Genomic DNA, 17128 nt, shown 5'->3' on the forward strand with positions numbered 1-17128 from the left:
GACATGTTCACCATATTCAAAACTTTTTTCTGGCTGGGTTGGTTCAGCTTCGGCGGCCCTGCGGCTCATATTGGTTATTTTCGCCAAACATTTGTTGAGAAACTGAAATGGCTTGATGACAGTGAGTACGCGCAAATTGTCGCGCTCAGTCAGTTTTTGCCGGGACCGGGCTCAAGCCAAGTTGGCTTTGCTTTAGGCTATAAACGTGGCGGTTTAGGTGGCGCATGCGCAGCATTTGTCGGATTCACGCTTCCTTCAGTGGCCATCATGTTGGCGCTGGCGATGGTGAGCAGCCAAATCACCGACACCGCAGTGTTCCAAAACATCGTTCACGGCCTAAAACTGCTCGCAGTCGTCGTCGTGGCGGATGCGACTTGGGGCATGTACAAAAACTTCTGCCAAAGTAAACTGACCGCGGGTGTGTGCGTCGCGACTGCGATTGCGTTGCTAGTGGCACCAAGCATCATGACGCAAATGTTCGTGTTGATCGCAGCAGGTTTTGTCGGAATGCGATATCTAAAGAAAGACTCCGCGCCATCAGCCGAGTCGTTTAAACCGTCTATCGCGCCATTGGCTCTATTTGCGGTGCTTTTACTCGGCTTACCGTTAGTGGCTCATACGTTACCTTTGCTTGGGCTGTTTAGTGATTTTTTCCAAGCTGGTAGCTTAGTGTTTGGTGGCGGTCATGTGGTTCTGCCGCTTCTGCAAAACATTGTTGGCGACCAGCTCAGCCAAGATGCATTTTTAACAGGCTACGCCGCTGCACAAGCTGTACCAGGGCCAATGTTCACCTTTGCGACTTTTATCGGTTACGAGCTTTCGGATACGCCAATTTTAGGCGCTCTGATCGCAACGCTTGGCGTATTCCTCCCAGGGTTTCTTTTACTGCTTGGCGTTCTTAAAAACTGGCAAGCACTGGCAGGCAAACCGCTGGTCTCCGGCGCCATCAACGGTGTCAATGCCTCGGTAGTAGGGTTGCTACTCGCGGCACTTTACCAGCCAGTATTTAGCAGCGCAGTTGTTGCTCCCATCGACATGGCGTTAGTGGTTGCAGGTTTTTATCTACACAAAAAGATCAACCTATCGGTGCTATGGATGATCGTGTTTTTTGTGGCAGCAGGCCTTGTCACGGGCATGATTTAGCCTGCTGATACACCAACTATTGAATCCAGATAAACCACGGGCACTCAAATACGAGTGCCCTTGCTTAGATTAGATAGCGAAAACGGAACAGACCCCGATAAAAAGAGCATCCAAAATTATGACTTAACTTCTCTCGGTTAAGCCATTGTTCATTCTTACCAACTTAACCGCATCATGACGAGAATGGACATCGAGTTTTTTGTACAACTTGTATATATGGCTTTTCACTGTACTTTCAGATAAAAAAAGTCTTGAAGCAATTTGTTGATTTGAAATGCCGTACACAAGTAGCTCTAGAATCTGTTTTTCTCTGCATGTTAACTCATCATGCTGCTGTTCTTCGGACAAATTTGCATGCCGATAATTGAGGACTAACTTCTCTAGGTACATTCTTGGTAGCCACAACCCTCCTTTCAGTACGTATTCCGCGCCATCACATATATGTGTCACTGATGCACTTCGGAGCAAAATTCCTTTTAACAACTTCCAATGCAGTAAGTCCGTTTGTACTTTTTCACAAGGGACGTTGTGAAGCATAAAGGACCACCCAAATAGATCAAAATCTGGTAACTTTCCTTGAACTTCAAGCTGACGCATAAAATCGTAATCAATAAACATCAAATCGATACTGAGTGAGTGACTTCTGAACACCACTTCATCTGGTTGCATTATCTTTACATCGACATCATGAATGGAAGATAGTTGTTTTTTTATTAAGTTACTTTGTAAATTACTCTCAGCTAGCAGTATCAAGTGCTTCTTTTCCATAGTCCCACCACATTAACTTACCTGTTTCACCAACCCCCGTTAGAAAATTAATTGGGGATAGCAAAGAGAATTTATCTTCATTTTAAGTAGAAAATATAGCACTTCAGAATGATATCGCATTGCTTTTCAGCACCGAAAAAGACTTAAAAAGTATGAACCTGTTGTGTTTTTATCCATACTTTTCAACCTGTGTTAGCATAAGGATATGATTTATAATATTAAATAATAAAGATAATAATTGGATAAAATACCATTTATAAAAAATGGATGACTGCTCCGCTCAGTGCAATAGAACGAATTACTTCTTTATATTGGCTTCATTTCATACTTGATGAGTACTTAAAGTAAATACAAAAAATAACATTATGATTATGTTATTTTTTTCTTTAACACCTTAAAGAGACGCACCTAAATACTCCCTTCCAGCCTGAATCATTCTCAATAATGAGAACAGCTTTCACTGATCCTTTCTTATAATTTCATCGCTTCCCACAACATTTGAAGGAAGCAGCAAGAAGTTAAGTGCAGTCATTTTTAATCAGGAATAACAGGAAATGGAGTAATCGTTATGACTCTAAACAAAACAGGGCTTGCTTTAGCAATGTCAGCAATTTTATTTAGTGGCTCTCTAATCGCGAATGAGATCGATGATGGAGACGACAACATGCAATGGACTGACAGCGCTAATACCGATATCGGTTTATCTGGCAGCTTCAATGATAACAGTGACAATAGCGCATCTCTCGGTGTTGGTGATAGCTTCAACGACAACAGCGATAATAGTGCGTCACTAGGTATTGGTCATAGCTTCAACGACAACAGCGACACTGACAACAGTGCAACTCTTGGTGTTGATGACAGCTTTAATAACAACAGCGACAACTCAAACTCGAGCACTAACACAGCTCAAAGCCACAACGACAATAGTACGTCTAACGCTAACGACAACAGTACCAGTGCTGATCTTGATGTGAGCCTAAATAGTGATAGTAGTGATTCAAGTACTAACACAAATAGAAGCCACAACGACAACAGTGACTCTAGTATCAACAGTAGCTTTAACGATAACAGCGATAATCGTAATCAAAGCGACAACCGTAACCAGAGTGATAACCGTAGCTACGCTGATTCAAGCACAACAAACTCGAACAGCTTTAACGACAATAGTAACTATCAAAGTGACTCGAGCTCAACAAATGTTGATAGCTTCAATCAAGTCCATATGGATACAGATATGGTTGTTGCGAGCTCAAGCCTAATGGGTGGTGTTACAGGTGCATCAGTTATTTATGCAACTAACGCGGATGATACTCGAGTTCGAGTTGAAAACATGAACACCCTTGGTGGTCTTGGTGGTGCAGCTGGTATTACTACCGTTGGTCAGAATGCTGGTTCAAATTCACTTGTACAACAATCTGTTACAACTAATGCAAGTGTGTTTACTGGGGGTGAGTAACCGACTAGTAGGAGAAAGCGATGCGTTTGGCAATCTGTACTTTGAGTATGATAGTTGCCTGCACTGCACTCGCTGATGACATTGCATTATCTGGCGGAGAAGTTAGCTTGGATATCATGAATGAATCAAGAGGTGGACAAAATGTTGAACTCGACTTGGTTTATGCAGAATCAGATATCAATGGTATTTCGTCAGATAATGTCGCGTCAAACACCGTGAGTGGTAACAATATACTATCAAGTGGAGCGTTCGCAGACAGTTCGGGTATATCCAACGTAATTCAGAACAGCGGAAACAACGTTTTAATCCAGAACTCTACCGTCGTTAACCTGACACTCAAGTAAACAATATGAAAGTATTAAATAACGTAATTTGGCTGATGCTCGTTTATTCAGCATCAGCCATTTCATTAGAACTGCTACCTTACCGAGCACATTACTCTGTTCCTGTTAAAAGCTACAAAGAAATAGTGTTCGGTGATGTTTTTCGCCAACAGTATGACTTCAGCTGTGGCTCTGCCGCCCTGGCTTCTCTTCTCACTTTTCATTATGCAACAGAGTCATCTGAACAAGATATCTTCAAAAGCATGTTTGAAAAAGGTGATAAAGAAAAAATCAAAGAGAAAGGTTTTTCTTTGTTGGATATGAAGTTTTACTTGGATTCCATAGGGTTACGTTCTGACGGCTTTCAAGTAGGACTGGAGAAAATTAAAGAAGTCGGCGTCCCTGGGATTACTCTCGTTAATTTCGACGGGTATATGCATTTTGTTGTCATCAGAGGTATAAACAATCACTCAGTTATTCTAGGAGACCCTTCTAGAGGAACCATGATAATGAAACTGGATGAGTTTGAAAAATATTACCAAGGAATTGTGTTACTGGTCCGTAACGAAGCGGAAATGGGACGGTCTAGCTTTATAACCAATGATAATTTCACCGTATATCAAAGATCACCATTAAAAACAGGAGTGTCTAGAGATTCCTTAGGGGTATTTAGCATTACTCTCCCAGTTTCCGGTGAAAATTAATATAACATTGTTTTAAATAACTTTAAGAACTTAACAACCTGAAAGGCCTACATTATGAACTACAATAAATTTTTGTTAGTGCTTTGTATGCTAATACCTCATTTTAATGTGAATGCTAAAGATGTTGGCCTGCAAGAACTTACTCCTCTTTCAAATTCATCTTTAGAAGAATATCGAGGTGGTTTCCAAATTACGGACGAGTATATTATTAATATTGGATTAAGCATTACTACGACTATAAATGGCGATGATATTTTGAACACAAACATTGCCAACTTAGTAATTGAAAATGGTAATTTAAAAAACATTAGCGCAAATAGTGAAAATCAAAGTGGAGATGTTTTCAACCAGGGTATTGTTAACATCATACAATTTGGTGAAGGCAATATTATTGGAGATGATTCTATAGATTCACCCAAAATGCCTTCGTCTCAAAATCCTAATATAATAAGTTCAGACTTTATAAATTCAAGTATTATCAATATTATTCAAAACACGAAAGATAACAGTATTATTGGACTTAGCACGCTCGTAGACATTGATGCTCAAGTAAATGGGGTAATACGGGAAATCAAAGCAAACCAACAATTAGAAGACGCCTTATTGAACCACCTTCAATGAGCATTTCCATTTTTATCTGAAAAATTGTCACGTTAAGCTTCTTTGATATTAGAAACGACTGATATCTATGATTACATACCAAAAGAAAGTTCGATATATCAATTGGCCATCATCATTTTAAGAATATATACCTACTTTATCCAATATAATCCAATCAATTTATAATGCGAACACTAGGCGCTAACGATAAATTAGGCCCAAGACTCAAGGGCCTAATATCCATTTTACAAATTAAAAGGTACTCGTACTGTTAATTGAAAGTCGGGAGTATCTTCTGTAAGACCAGCTTGAGCACTAACATTGATAGATGAGCGTTCACTAAAGGCATAGTTTATACCAAAAGTTAATGCATCTAATTGAAGCAACTTAGCATCATCTGCCGATCTGCCATTTACTTTGCTTTTTAAAATAGTTTTATGGCTAAGTCCTAAAGAGAATGAAAGATCAGGATTCACCGCAAACCCCATTCCCCCTGAAAGAGAAATAGTGTCTCCAAGTTCAACATCAGCTTTTGTGTCGCCAACTGTAACAGTATCCTCTAAGTTATAAATATAACTTAGACTAGCGAACAAGACCGCAGGATCAACAGGGTGAATAAGAGATAGATTAGGCTCAAAACTCCAAAAACCCGAACCTGTAGGGACATCACTAAATGAGTTGCTTCCATCTTCAATAGAAACATCATAAGGCGATCGTCCTGTATCCGACTTTACTCTAAGGCCACCTACCCAGTATGGCGCAGACTCAAAGTTAAACTGGTGCCTCAATGCGAACTCTACATCACCAAGCCCTCCGCCATCCACCGTTGTGTTTACTACTTCACTGTTTGAACCATCTTGAATGGGGCGCGTAGAAACTTGGTCATTACGATACACATACGGCACTCTAACTTCTAACTCTGTGGCGTTTGTTAAACCGTACCGAGCAGTTAATCCAACGGTTACTGTAGTCCTATCCGAATCACTCACTTCAATTCGCCCAACAATCAGAGTTGGTAAGACTGTATATCCAACAACAGATACTTTGTTTGAAGAGTTTTGTGTATAGCTCAAAGACGAATCAAATGACCATTTACCTTTAGGTGTGAGAACGCCTGGGCGCTCAATAACATCACCAACCGTTTGGGCGCGCTGAGGAATATCATCTCCTTCAGCACCATATGCATTCCCCGCAATGAATAAACTACAAAGATAGGTACCCAGTAAAGTCTTCCGTAACATCACATCTTTCCTTTTGCTGATGATCGTACCCAAGTAATCTCAGGCAATAGCTTGAGGTGAAGCTCCTAACTTTCCAAAGTAAGATTAGTATAGCTACTTCAAAACCACGACATACCTTTAAGTTTGGCGCTTTGAAGAAATTAGGAGACATTTATACTTATCTTCAACACTAAGCCACTAGTTAATAAATAATTAGGATAGATTCTATGTTTTCGCAATATTATTAATAAAATAAATTGCTTACCTGTGCTCTTAGTATGAAGTCGGTATGACATAACAGCTGAAAAGCCTGTTCTCTTTTGCGTAGCATCAATCACATTGCTTTTTAGATCGAGTCGCTCCGACTTCAACCATAACTAACGCTATCTTCCCCACATATTTCATCAAAATGCATTCCCGTGTCGCGATTTAACATGCTAAAGTTAACAATGCGTTAACAATTATAAATACAATGAGAAGACATGGAGTCACTTAAAATGAATCAGCCGAATCTAAATAGCGCTGCTGGTTGCGCTCTCCCACCACCAAATGAAATGATCCTCAAATGGGCTCAAGAGCGTCCAAATGAGGTCTACCTAAAACAAATTATTAACCGACAGTTTGTTGAGTACACATTCTCTGATGTTGCAGATCAAGCCTTAAAACTTGTCAGCGCACTACGCACGCTTGGTGTAAAGCCTGGCGACAAAGTCGCGTTAGTATCTAAAAACTGTGCAGAATGGTTTATTTGCGATCTTGCTATGATGCTTGGTGACTATGTCAGTGTGCCAATCTTTCCTACCGCCGGTGCAGACACCATCGAATACTGTGTGACTCATAGTGAAAGTAAAGCGATCATTGGCGGAAAACTCGATGATCCCAAAGCAACTCAGCAAGTCATTGATGCTATGCCTGAACTCATTAGCATCGCTCTACCTTATGACACGGCACCAAAGTGTAAGCACGAATACCAAGCGCTCATTGCTGATGCAGTGCCAAGTGAAGAGCGTCCGCAGCATTACGATGACAAGCTAATGTCGTTGGTGTATACCTCAGGCACATCAGGGTTACCGAAAGGCGCGATGCTAACTTACGGCGCATTCAGTTGGTCTGTTCAGCAACTGATCAATCATATTGGTATCCAAGAAAACGACCGATTGTTCTCTTATTTACCGCTCGCTCATATTACAGAGCGTGTTTATATCTTCGGTTCATCGATTATGGGTGGCGTGCCAACAGCATTTCCAGAGTCACTGGACACTTTTATCGAAGATGTGAAGATGCACCGACCAACTCTGTTTATCTCCGTCCCACGATTATGGACGCTATTCCAGCAACGTATTCAAGACAAACTTCCACAGAAGAAGCTCAATATTCTGTTGAAAATCCCATTCGTCAATTCTTTGATCAAGAAAAAGCTAGCAGATGGTCTAGGTTTAGATCAGGCTCGAGTATTAGGCTGTGGCTCCGCACCTGTATCGCCAGCGCTGTTGGAATGGTACCACTCAGTGGGCCTTGATATCACAGAGGCTTGGGGGATGACGGAATCATTTGCCTACAGCACGCTCAACTACCCATTTAGAGCTGACAAAATTGGTAGTGTCGGTAATGCAGGGCCAGGCATTGAGTTAAAAATCGCAGCTGATGATGAAATCATGGTGCGTGGCAAAGGGCTATTTTCTGGCTACTACAAAAATGACATTGCCACCCAAGAGTCTTTTGATTCAGAGGGCTGGCTACACACAGGCGATATCGGCGCTATCGATTCAGATGGTTATCTAACGATTCAAGGCCGTAAAAAAGATAACTTCAAAACCGCCAAAGGTAAATTTGTCTCTCCGGTTCCTATCGAGAAAAAGCTTTTCGAGTACAGTCGCGTAGAGATGATGTGTCTCATCGGTTTAGGGCTACCCGCTCCGATTCTTTTGGTTGTGCCACATGACTTCCCTAACTTTGATCGAGAGCGATACGCACGTACCACACGTAAAGTTATTGCCAGGATGAATCAAGAACTCGCCTCTCATGAGCAAATCAAAGGCGTGTTAATGATTAAAGAACCTTGGAGTATAGAAAATGGCGTACTGACGCCAACACTTAAAATTAAACGTCATGTGCTCGAACAAAAGTATCATGAGATAGGCCACAATTGGCCAAAAGATGAATTGGTCGTGTGGGAAGAAGACTTGTAATTTTGCTTGCACTCCTCAACACCATTGGGGAGTGCAGCTTAACTTTGAGCTTGAATCAAACTCATAGACTACTCTCTCCAGAATGGCTTACTCACTTCACAACTAATCTCCCTTTCACCTAATCCAATATCGTCCCAAAGGTGCTTTGGTAACTCTCTCAAGTGACGACGTGTCTTATAGTTCCTTCTCCAAGCCGCCAGTTTAGAATAAATTAACTGTAACCCGCTCTGATGGGCAGTAGGTATAGTACGCTCACAAGTGTGTGTCATGTTTTCCATTTCAGAGATTCCTATACAATGTTGACCACTTAATAATCAGCGACTACGCTGATATCCTCAAACGATAGAATCTGCCATAGAGTTAAGGAAAACTAATGTGAAAGATCGAATGCCTCCCTTACAGGGCTTGTATTACTTTTTCGTTGCAGCAAAGGAAGGAAGCTTTAAAACGGCAGCAAAAGAACTGTTTGTTACGCCAGCGGCCATTAGTCAGCAAATTCGTCATTTAGAAGAGTTCTTAGGCACGGACCTATTTGTTCGTCAGCACAGAAAAATCGTGCTCACACCTGAGGGAGAGCTACTGTTTACTCAGGCAGAAAGAGGGTTTGCTCATTTGCAGCAAGGGGTTAGATTAGTCAATCAAGATCCAAACCCGAACCACCTTTCGATATCAACACTCCCCTCTTTCGCTCATCATTGGTTAGTCCCGAAAATTACGGCTTTTCGTCAGCGTCACCCTGATATCGCCTTGCTATTAGAACCAACCAATGATTTGGTGTCTTTTCAAGATAGCCAGATAGATTTATGTGTTCGTTACGGTTTAGGAAAGTACCCCAATTTAGAATCACAATGGCTAATGGACGAAGCTTTTTATCCAGCTTGTCATCCGGTGTACCAGAAAGAGCACGGGATCTATAACATCGAGGATTTAAGCAAAGCTGAGCTGATTGAAGATGTTTGGCCTGATCTTGATTGGAATATGTGGTTAGCAACCTTGGGTCACTGCGCAGCAAAGCCTACCTTAAAATACAGTGGATCACATCTCGTGCTTGAGGCTGCACTATCACTTCAAGGCGTGGCATTAGTAAAACACAGTTTAGCTCATCAATATTTTCGTTCTGGCAAATTGGTCCGAATTGGAGATATCGCTATCAAGCCCAACTTTGCGTATTACTTGTGTGCGCCAAAAGGCTACTTAAAAAGACCTAAAGCTCAATTGTTTGCGCAATGGTTGAAGGAAGAAATAGAAATATTTGAAAAGTCAGTGGTACCAGACTTTAGGACCATTGACCTAAAAGGCAACAGTACTAGAACGGCATCATAACAATCGTCAAAACAAACGCTAAATAGGAATAAAACAAACACGCTCTGCGTATAAGACTGCTAAATACAAAAAGCCCCGCACTAAGCGGGGCTTTCAAGTTATAGAGTTAACTTAAGAATTACTTCTTAGCGTTACGCTCTTTAACGTCAGCAATTACTTGCTCTGCAACGTTTGTTGGACATGGTGCGTAGTGTGAGAACTCCATAGAGAACTGACCACGACCAGAAGTCATAGTACGTAGAGTACCGATGTAACCAAACATTTCTGATAGAGGTACATCACCCTTGATACGTACGCCAGTAGACGCTGCTTGTTGGTCTTTGATCATACCACGACGACGGTTAAGGTCACCGATTACGTCACCAACGTGATCTTCTGGAGTGAACACGTCAACTTTCATGATTGGCTCAAGAAGTTGCGCGCCAGCTTTAGGCATAGACTGACGGAATGCACCTTTCGCTGCGATTTCGTAAGCGATAGCTGAAGAGTCAACTGCGTGGAAACCACCGTCGAATAGTTCAACTTCAACGTCTAGAGTAGGGAAGCCAGCTAGAACACCGTGCTCCATCATTGACGCAAAGCCTTTCTCAACTGCAGGCCAGAATTCTTTAGGTACGTTACCACCAACAACTGTTGATTTGAACGTGAAGCCAGAGTTTGGCTCACCTGGTTTGATGCGGTAGTCGATCTTACCGAACTGACCAGAACCACCAGACTGTTTCTTGTGCGTGTAGCTATCTTCGATTGCTTGAGTGATAGTTTCACGGTAAGCAACCTGTGGAGCACCAACTTCTAGCTCAACGCCGTAAGTGCGCTTAAGGATATCTACCTTGATGTCTAGGTGAAGTTCACCCATACCTTTCAGGATAGTTTCGCCTGAATCTTCATCAGTCTCAACTTGGAATGATGGATCTTCTGCAACCATTTTACCGATCGCGATGCCCATCTTCTCAGAACCGCCTTTATCTTTAGGCTTAACTGCGATAGAGATTACTGGATCTGGGAAGATCATTGGCTCAAGAGTACATTCGTGCTTAGGATCACATAGAGTGTGACCAGTTTGAACGTTCTTCATACCAACTACAGCGATGATGTCACCAGCTTGTGCTGAATCGATCTCGTTACGCTCGTCCGCGTGCATCTCAACCATACGGCCGATACGCTCTGTTTTACCAGTTGCAGAGTTAAGGATTGTGTCACCTTTCTTCATCTTACCAGAGTAGATGCGGATAAAGGTTAGAGCACCGAAGCGATCATCCATAATCTTAAATGCAAGAGCACGTAGTGGCTCGTCTGCAGATACAGTCGCAACTTCACCAGTTGGCTCACCAGTCTCTGAATCAGTTAGAGGCTGTGGATCAACTTCTGTTGGAGATGGTAGGTAATCAATTACCGCGTCAAGAATAAGTTGGATACCTTTGTTCTTGTACGCTGAACCACAGTAAGTTGGGAAGAATGCTAGATCACGAGTACCTTTACGGATACAACGTTTGATGTCTTCTAGAGATGGCTCTTCGCCTTCTTCTAGGTAAGCCATCATTAGATCTTCGTCTTGCTCTAGAGCAGTTTCGATTAGCATTTCACGGTATTCAGCAGCTTTTTCTACCATGTCTGCTGGAATATCTTGAACTTCGTAGTTCTCTGGTTGGCCAGACTCATCCCATACGTAAGCTTGTTGGCTTAGTACGTCTACAACACCTACGAAATCTTCTTCGATACCGATAGGTAGAGTCATAACTAGAGGTGTAGCACCTAGTACGTTCTGTACTTGATCTACAACTTTGTAGAAATCTGCGCCCATACGGTCTAGTTTGTTAACGAAGATCAGACGTGATACGTGTGATTCGTCAGCGTAACGCCAGTTAGTTTCTGACTGAGGCTCAACACCACCAGAACCACAGAATACACCGATACCACCGTCAAGTACTTTTAGAGAACGGTAAACTTCGATAGTGAAGTCAACGTGTCCAGGAGTATCGATGATGTTTAGACGGTGATCGTTCCAGAAACAAGTTGTTGCTGCAGACTGGATTGTGATACCACGCTCAGCTTCCTGCTCCATGAAGTCAGTAGTAGTTGAACCGTCGTGAGTGTCACCGATCTTATGGATCTTACCAGTTAGCTTTAGGATACGCTCTGTAGAGGTAGTTTTACCCGCGTCTACGTGAGCAAAAATACCAATGTTTCTGTATTTTGATAAATCAGTCATTGTCTTACTCTGTTAATAAGGTATAAAGTGCGCGCAGAGTATATCACATTCTGTCAATACTGATACCCTTGCGTGCGGATGGAAGAAAAAAAATTTTAACGTGAAATTTCCGTCCCCAAAGCATAGTCAAACACAGCAATTTATGTACTTTATTCGCATTTTATTGAGGACGGATTGAACAGTTTGTGATTGCACAAATACCATTCTTATGAGCATTACAGCTCGTCAAAAGCCTCTATAGCTTCCGACAATTTCTTAACGCCGTGAATTTGCATGCCAGGGATGCCACCTTTCGGCATGTTGGCTGCTGGCACGATGGCTTTCTTGAAACCATGTTTGAACGCTTCATTCAAACGCTCTTGCCCACTTGGCACTGGACGGATTTCGCCCGCAAGCCCTACCTCACCAAAAATCACCACATCTTTAGGGAGTGGACGGTCACGAAAACTCGATAAAAGCGCCATAACTAAAGCAAGATCAGCGCTCGTCTCCGTCACCTTAACACCGCCAACCACATTAACAAAGACATCTTGGTCTGCCATTTGTAAGCCACCATGCTTATGCAACACAGCGAGCAAAAGTGATAGGCGGTTCTGCTCCAAGCCGACCGCAACACGACGAGGGTTGGCTAACTGCGAGTAATCCACCAGCGCTTGAATCTCTACTAGCAGAGGGCGCGTACCTTCCCAAACCACCATGACGGAAGAGCCTGATGTTTCTTCTTCACCACGAGAAAGGAAGATCGCTGATGGGTTACTCACTTCCTTCAATCCTTGGCCTGTCATTGCAAATACACCAAGCTCATTCACAGCGCCAAAACGGTTTTTATGACTACGCAAAGTGCGGAATCGGCTATCCGTTCCACCATCGAGTAGTACCGAACAGTCGATAATGTGTTCAAGAACTTTGGGGCCCGCAAGGGTACCATCTTTTGTTACGTGACCAACAATAAATACCGCAACATTATTCTGTTTTGCGTATCGTGTCAGAGCCGTCGCAGATTCACGTACCTGAGCAACACTGCCAGGCGACGATTGAACATCAGAAACGTTCATCACCTGAATCGAGTCTATCACCATTATACGAGGCTGCTCTTTTTCGGCGATTTGGCAAATTTTGTCGACGTTCGTTTCCGATAGCATTTTTAAATGATCTTTCGGCAAGCCCAATCGGGAAGCACGCATTGCCACCTGCTGTAACGACTCTTCACCGGTTACGTAAAGCGTTGGCATTTGCGCAGATAAACTACACATGGTTTGCAACAGAAGGGTTGATTTACCTGCGCCAGGGTTACCGCCAATCAAAATTGCGGCACCTGGCACAACACCACCACCCAACACGCGGTCAAGCTCTTTAAACCCACTGGTGAAGCGAGGTACTTCTTGCAGATCAATTTCGGATAGCGTTTGAACCGTTGCTTCTTTTGCGGAACCAGCGTAGCCGCTTAAGCGTTCATTGCGAGCAACGGTTGGCGATGCAGCGATACGTACTTCTGTTATCGTATTCCATGCACCGCATGCGTTACACTGCCCCTGCCAACGGGGAAAGTCCGCGCCACAATCATTACAAACATACGCTCGTTTTGCTTTCGCCATGATGCCTCAATTTTTTCTACAAATGTGACTAAGCACAGCCAAGTCAGACCTGAACTGAAATGAACTATTGATATACTTAAGTATTACTTCGCTTAGCCGATACAATTTAAAGTAACGACATACTCTAGCAGAAATAATGCAGCAATCTGAAATTCTCTCGCTCGCAGAACGACTCATTCCCGTTTACGGTACGAATGACTTTGACTTTGTCCTTGGCCAACTGACCGAGGAAGAGCCGCCTTCGGCCAAAATTTTGGTTAAAATGGAACTTAACCGCTTAATGGCTCCATGCAAAAAAAGCATTGATTTGCGAGGTCGCGTTCAAGGCGAATGTCGCGAGTATATTTTGGATGGTATTCCACATTGGTTGGATGATGTTGCTTTCAACGCTTACCATAAAAACATCAAAAAGTTTGGCTGCTACACGGAAGGAATGTGGGAAGCATTGGTCAACACGCGAAATAACTTTCGCGTAATGAGCAAGCGCCTTACTCAGCAAAAAACGCAATCGTTAACGGATCCTAAAAGCCCGTTCTTAGCAGAACCCGTTCACCTAGGCTACGATTTAAAGCGCCAAGAAAAACGCTTGAAAGTCCAATCTCAAGTTGAAATTTGCCGTTCTAAAGGACAGCTTCTTCATGGATTAAGCATTGATTTATCTAGCTCTGGCGCAAAGTTCAAAGTCCCTAGCGCATTTAAATATAACCTTGGGGAAATTATTCAGGTCACGTTTACTGAATTTGCCAGCAAATCTAACGTTGCAGGTATAGAGAAACCGCTTGCATACCGCATACTCGCGGTTGATGACTGTTACGAAAATGACTCAGTTCGATACCTCAGAACCATACGCTTAACTGATACCAATGTCGTCACCAGAGTGATAGATGAAGCGCTCAACAGTGCTGTTAAAAGGGCTCGTCACGACAATCAAGACAAGATTATTCGAGCTCGAACTCGCGGTTATGAGCACATCGCACTAAAGCACACCAGCAGCTTGCCTCTATTCTTTGATGGTAGTGACCTAAAATTAGCAATGTTAACGCCAAACAATCAAAAGCTTTGGCAATACTGGCACGATGAGAGAAACCAGCAAATGTTTGGTTCCTTATTCAACGAGCAACGCATCGCGTCACTCATTAAGCCTGGTGTTAAAGGAACAACCAATGTCCTTTATTCATTTACTCACGAGCACGAGAATCGAACCTATTTCTATTCGATGTTTCGCCCAGAAGCAACTCGCGAACAGCGCCAGCTATTTTGGCATTTAGGTGGCAAACGAGAGAGTTGGCGCGCCTTTAGAATTTCAATCTTTGAACTATCAGAGCAAGAGCAGGAAGACCTAGCAGCTTTCTCTCCAGAGTTGGCAGAAACGTCTCAATCACTGACTCATATTGGTATTTTGCAAGAAATTGCTGACGAAAAATCAGGGCAAGATTACCTGCTAACTGAAAAGCCGCGCTTACCCGCTAATACGTTAAACGCGTTTCGTCATCCGAGAAGAGTTATCGGCAATCCAAAGGGCATTTATTTTGATGCAAAGTCTCGTCGTAAAGAGCCTCGTTATCGTTTTAAAACACCTTTAGAGTTGTACTCAGGACAAACTAAAACAGGCGGCTGTACTGTTGACCTTTCCAAACGAGGACTCGGAATTAGGCTAAGTGAGCCCACGATGTTACGTTCTGGGCAAGAGGTAAGAATCAACTTTCGAGAATTACAACTCTACGATAAAAAATTGCCGTTAATGTCGGTGCCATATCGAGTAATTCGTGTAAGCCCAGATGGTTGTAGCGTGCAGCTAGTTATTGATGAAAGCAGCCAAACCATGAAGGTAATCGCTTTTTTCAACAGCATTATCGAGCACAATCAAGACAAGCTAATCCCGCAAAAAGAGACGCTACCAAGTAATGCTCTACTTGAAAGGCTGCACTGCATGTTGCTCTCGCGTACGCTGAGCACGCCCATTTTTATCAGTAAGAGTACGTCATCTTCAATAAAAACCCCCGTTATCGGGGTGAACTTGCCGCTACCTAAACACATTGAGCTTTTTGCCCGTCTTGGGCATGATCAACTGTTGTCACTTGAACCTATCTTTAAAGGCCGGACAAGCACATTAATCGCAGAGCCAATAAAACGTGTAGAAGGTGCTCAAGCCAGACATCAGGATATCTACATAAGCGCCGCAAAAGTAGGCAATAAAATTACAGGCATTGAGTCAAAGCTTCATCAAGAGTTCAACAGCGTAAAAGAGCGGATTCAATTTATAAAGAAAGCGCGAATGATGGGTGACTTTTACGTGATTCGCCTTTCTACTGCGCCAATTTTCGATCCGATGACATCATTACTGCAACAAGATTTAAGTGACTTAACCCAATTTGGTGTACATCAAGCAAGCAAGTTAGAAAAAGAGTTGACGGCGCTCGTTGGTTACAGTGAATTTGAAGACATTACTGAAGAGGTAGTAATTAGATTGGAGTTAACCGAGTAAATTCAAAGTCATACCAAATTGAAAAAAAACACCGCCTTTCTGGCGGTGTTTTTGAATGGATGGTTAAGGTTTAGCTTTCCAGCTGACCTTTTGCTGCTTCACCAATGCGCCAGATAAAATACAGAGCACACCGCCCAACCCTGCAAAGCGAATCGCTGATTGCGCTTGAGCTTCCACTTTTGGTTTTGCGTGATACGCAATCCCTAATCCTGCCACCGACATCATCACAAGATCATTAGCGCCATCACCGACAGCAACCGTGTTGTGCTGCTCAATTTCATATTCATCCGCCAGTTCCACTAGAATGTCAGACTTCATCTGCGCCGTTACCACATCACCAAGTACGTTACCCGTGAGTTTGCCGTCAATAATTTCTAATTGATTGGAGCGAGCAAAATCTAAGTCGACTTTATCTTTGATGTAATCAGAGAAGTAAGTAAAACCACCGGAAGCAATCGCTGTTTTCCAGCCCAAGGCTTTCAACGTCGCAATTAGCGCTTCAAAGTCCGGCATGAATGGTAACTGGGAACGAACTTGTTCAAGAATTGATTCATCGGCACCTTTGAGCTTACCAACTCGCTGACGTAAACTTTGCTCAAAATCCAGCTCACCTTGCATGGCACGTTCAGTGACTTCAGCGACTTCATCCCCTACTCCTGCCAGTTTCGCGATTTCATCAATACACTCTATCTGGATCGCCGTTGAATCCATATCAAATACAATCAACCCTTGGGTTGATAGATCGGGCACTTCATTAAGCGAGGCGTAATCTAGGTTGAGACTTTGTAAGATCGTTTCATGTTGAGGAGTTAATTCTCCGGCCATCAGGGCTACTTCATATTGGCCAACTTTCCACGTTTCTAGTATCGGGTTGTAAAAGCCGGTGAAGAAATCAATGTCTTCGAAGTGACTTGGCGAAAGGTACTCAGCAAATACGATCCAGTTTGCTTTTGCTTTATCTAATTGGGAGGCAAATCGAGTCTCGGGTAATCGTTTTAAAAGTGTCGTATGTTTTCTGATAGGCAAGCTTTTTGACGCGTCCATGTATATAATCCCTTATGACTTTGCTAAAACGTTACCTCAACAAACTAAAAAGGCAAGTCTTTGTTTTAT

14 protein-coding genes are annotated in these 17128 nt (G+C 42.8%); 8 read left to right on the forward strand and 6 right to left on the reverse strand.

Translation table 11 applies throughout. The features are described 5' to 3' along the window. Positions 1-3 precede the first annotated feature (3 nt). Positions 4-1143 carry a chromate efflux transporter gene (gene chrA / locus R7P35_RS08195; protein ID WP_158156820.1) on the forward strand — a complete coding sequence of 380 codons (1140 nt, stop codon included), beginning with the start codon at positions 4-6 and terminating at the stop codon, positions 1141-1143. Positions 1144-1266: 123 nt separating this feature from the next. Here the strand turns inward: chrA and R7P35_RS08200 are convergent, their stop codons facing one another. Then, positions 1267-1911 (reverse strand): helix-turn-helix transcriptional regulator, encoded by a 645-nt coding sequence (locus tag R7P35_RS08200; protein ID WP_005380169.1) that lies wholly within the window; start codon positions 1909-1911, stop codon positions 1267-1269. Between the two features lie 568 nt (positions 1912-2479). On the opposite strand from R7P35_RS08200, the gene R7P35_RS08205 reads away from it, so the two are divergent. Genes R7P35_RS08205 through R7P35_RS08220 form a run of 4 tightly spaced genes read left to right on the forward strand, consistent with a single transcriptional unit; the run spans position 2480 to position 5015 of the window. Continuing rightward, on the forward strand, positions 2480-3367 hold the full coding sequence (locus tag R7P35_RS08205; protein ID WP_064354267.1) for a hypothetical protein: 888 nt from the start codon (positions 2480-2482) through the stop codon (positions 3365-3367). Between the two features lie 20 nt (positions 3368-3387). After that, positions 3388-3711 (forward strand): hypothetical protein, encoded by a 324-nt coding sequence (locus R7P35_RS08210; RefSeq protein WP_005380167.1) that lies wholly within the window; start codon positions 3388-3390, stop codon positions 3709-3711. A gap of 5 nt (positions 3712-3716) precedes the next feature. Then, the gene (locus tag R7P35_RS08215; RefSeq protein WP_033905563.1) at positions 3717-4394 is read left to right on the forward strand and encodes a C39 family peptidase; all 678 of its coding nucleotides are present in this window, start codon (positions 3717-3719) and stop codon (positions 4392-4394) included. A gap of 54 nt (positions 4395-4448) precedes the next feature. Beyond that, positions 4449-5015 (forward strand): hypothetical protein, encoded by a 567-nt coding sequence (locus R7P35_RS08220; RefSeq protein WP_064376472.1) that lies wholly within the window; start codon positions 4449-4451, stop codon positions 5013-5015. A gap of 224 nt (positions 5016-5239) precedes the next feature. On the opposite strand, the gene R7P35_RS08225 is transcribed toward R7P35_RS08220, so the two are convergent. Continuing rightward, the gene (locus tag R7P35_RS08225; protein ID WP_005380160.1) at positions 5240-6235 is read right to left on the reverse strand and encodes a transporter; all 996 of its coding nucleotides are present in this window, start codon (positions 6233-6235) and stop codon (positions 5240-5242) included. A 476-nt stretch (positions 6236-6711) separates the two neighbouring features. Here R7P35_RS08225 and R7P35_RS08230 point away from each other — a divergent pair, with 476 nt between their 5' ends. Beyond that, positions 6712-8403 carry an AMP-binding protein gene (locus R7P35_RS08230; RefSeq protein ID WP_206953302.1) on the forward strand — a complete coding sequence of 564 codons (1692 nt, stop codon included), beginning with the start codon at positions 6712-6714 and terminating at the stop codon, positions 8401-8403. A gap of 68 nt (positions 8404-8471) precedes the next feature. Here R7P35_RS08230 and R7P35_RS08235 read toward each other — a convergent pair whose 3' ends face one another. Further along, positions 8472-8681 carry a DUF1127 domain-containing protein gene (locus R7P35_RS08235; protein WP_005380156.1) on the reverse strand — a complete coding sequence of 70 codons (210 nt, stop codon included), beginning with the start codon at positions 8679-8681 and terminating at the stop codon, positions 8472-8474. Between the two features lie 97 nt (positions 8682-8778). Here R7P35_RS08235 and R7P35_RS08240 point away from each other — a divergent pair, with 97 nt between their 5' ends. Next, positions 8779-9726, forward strand: a complete 948-nt coding sequence (locus R7P35_RS08240; RefSeq protein ID WP_170893994.1) for a LysR substrate-binding domain-containing protein — start codon at positions 8779-8781, stop codon at positions 9724-9726. Positions 9727-9844: 118 nt separating this feature from the next. Here the strand turns inward: R7P35_RS08240 and fusA are convergent, their stop codons facing one another. Further along, positions 9845-11935 (reverse strand): elongation factor G, encoded by a 2091-nt coding sequence (fusA, locus tag R7P35_RS08245; protein ID WP_005386444.1) that lies wholly within the window; start codon positions 11933-11935, stop codon positions 9845-9847. A 215-nt stretch (positions 11936-12150) separates the two neighbouring features. Further along, positions 12151-13530 carry a DNA repair protein RadA gene (radA, locus tag R7P35_RS08250; protein ID WP_258458287.1) on the reverse strand — a complete coding sequence of 460 codons (1380 nt, stop codon included), beginning with the start codon at positions 13528-13530 and terminating at the stop codon, positions 12151-12153. A 136-nt stretch (positions 13531-13666) separates the two neighbouring features. On the opposite strand from radA, the gene R7P35_RS08255 reads away from it, so the two are divergent. Then, positions 13667-16015, forward strand: a complete 2349-nt coding sequence (locus R7P35_RS08255; RefSeq protein ID WP_206953300.1) for a PilZ domain-containing protein — start codon at positions 13667-13669, stop codon at positions 16013-16015. Between the two features lie 63 nt (positions 16016-16078). On the opposite strand, the gene serB is transcribed toward R7P35_RS08255, so the two are convergent. Beyond that, entirely contained in the window at positions 16079-17059 is a 981-nt protein-coding gene (gene serB, locus R7P35_RS08260; RefSeq protein ID WP_005386439.1) for a phosphoserine phosphatase, read from the reverse strand. Between the last annotated feature and the right edge of the window lie 69 nt (positions 17060-17128).

It is taken from the genome of Vibrio sp. Vb0304, assembly GCF_033338995.1.
GTDB lineage: Bacteria > Pseudomonadota > Gammaproteobacteria > Enterobacterales > Vibrionaceae > Vibrio > Vibrio alginolyticus.

Bases quoted from the DNA above. Each gene is read 5' to 3' on its own strand.
- chrA (WP_158156820.1), top strand. From the start codon at position 4: ATGTTCACCATATTCAAAACTTTTTTCTGGCTGGGTTGGTTCAGCTTC.
- R7P35_RS08200 (WP_005380169.1), bottom strand. From the start codon at position 1,911: ATGGAAAAGAAGCACTTGATACTGCTAGCTGAGAGTAATTTACAAAGT.
- R7P35_RS08205 (WP_064354267.1), top strand. From the start codon at position 2,480: ATGACTCTAAACAAAACAGGGCTTGCTTTAGCAATGTCAGCAATTTTA.
- R7P35_RS08210 (WP_005380167.1), top strand. From the start codon at position 3,388: ATGCGTTTGGCAATCTGTACTTTGAGTATGATAGTTGCCTGCACTGCA.
- R7P35_RS08215 (WP_033905563.1), top strand. From the start codon at position 3,717: ATGAAAGTATTAAATAACGTAATTTGGCTGATGCTCGTTTATTCAGCA.
- R7P35_RS08220 (WP_064376472.1), top strand. From the start codon at position 4,449: ATGAACTACAATAAATTTTTGTTAGTGCTTTGTATGCTAATACCTCAT.
- R7P35_RS08225 (WP_005380160.1), bottom strand. From the start codon at position 6,235: ATGTTACGGAAGACTTTACTGGGTACCTATCTTTGTAGTTTATTCATT.
- R7P35_RS08230 (WP_206953302.1), top strand. From the start codon at position 6,712: ATGAATCAGCCGAATCTAAATAGCGCTGCTGGTTGCGCTCTCCCACCA.
- R7P35_RS08235 (WP_005380156.1), bottom strand. From the start codon at position 8,681: ATGGAAAACATGACACACACTTGTGAGCGTACTATACCTACTGCCCAT.
- fusA (WP_005386444.1), bottom strand. From the start codon at position 11,935: ATGACTGATTTATCAAAATACAGAAACATTGGTATTTTTGCTCACGTA.
- radA (WP_258458287.1), bottom strand. From the start codon at position 13,530: ATGGCGAAAGCAAAACGAGCGTATGTTTGTAATGATTGTGGCGCGGAC.
- R7P35_RS08255 (WP_206953300.1), top strand. From the start codon at position 13,667: ATGCAGCAATCTGAAATTCTCTCGCTCGCAGAACGACTCATTCCCGTT.
- serB (WP_005386439.1), bottom strand. From the start codon at position 17,059: ATGGACGCGTCAAAAAGCTTGCCTATCAGAAAACATACGACACTTTTA.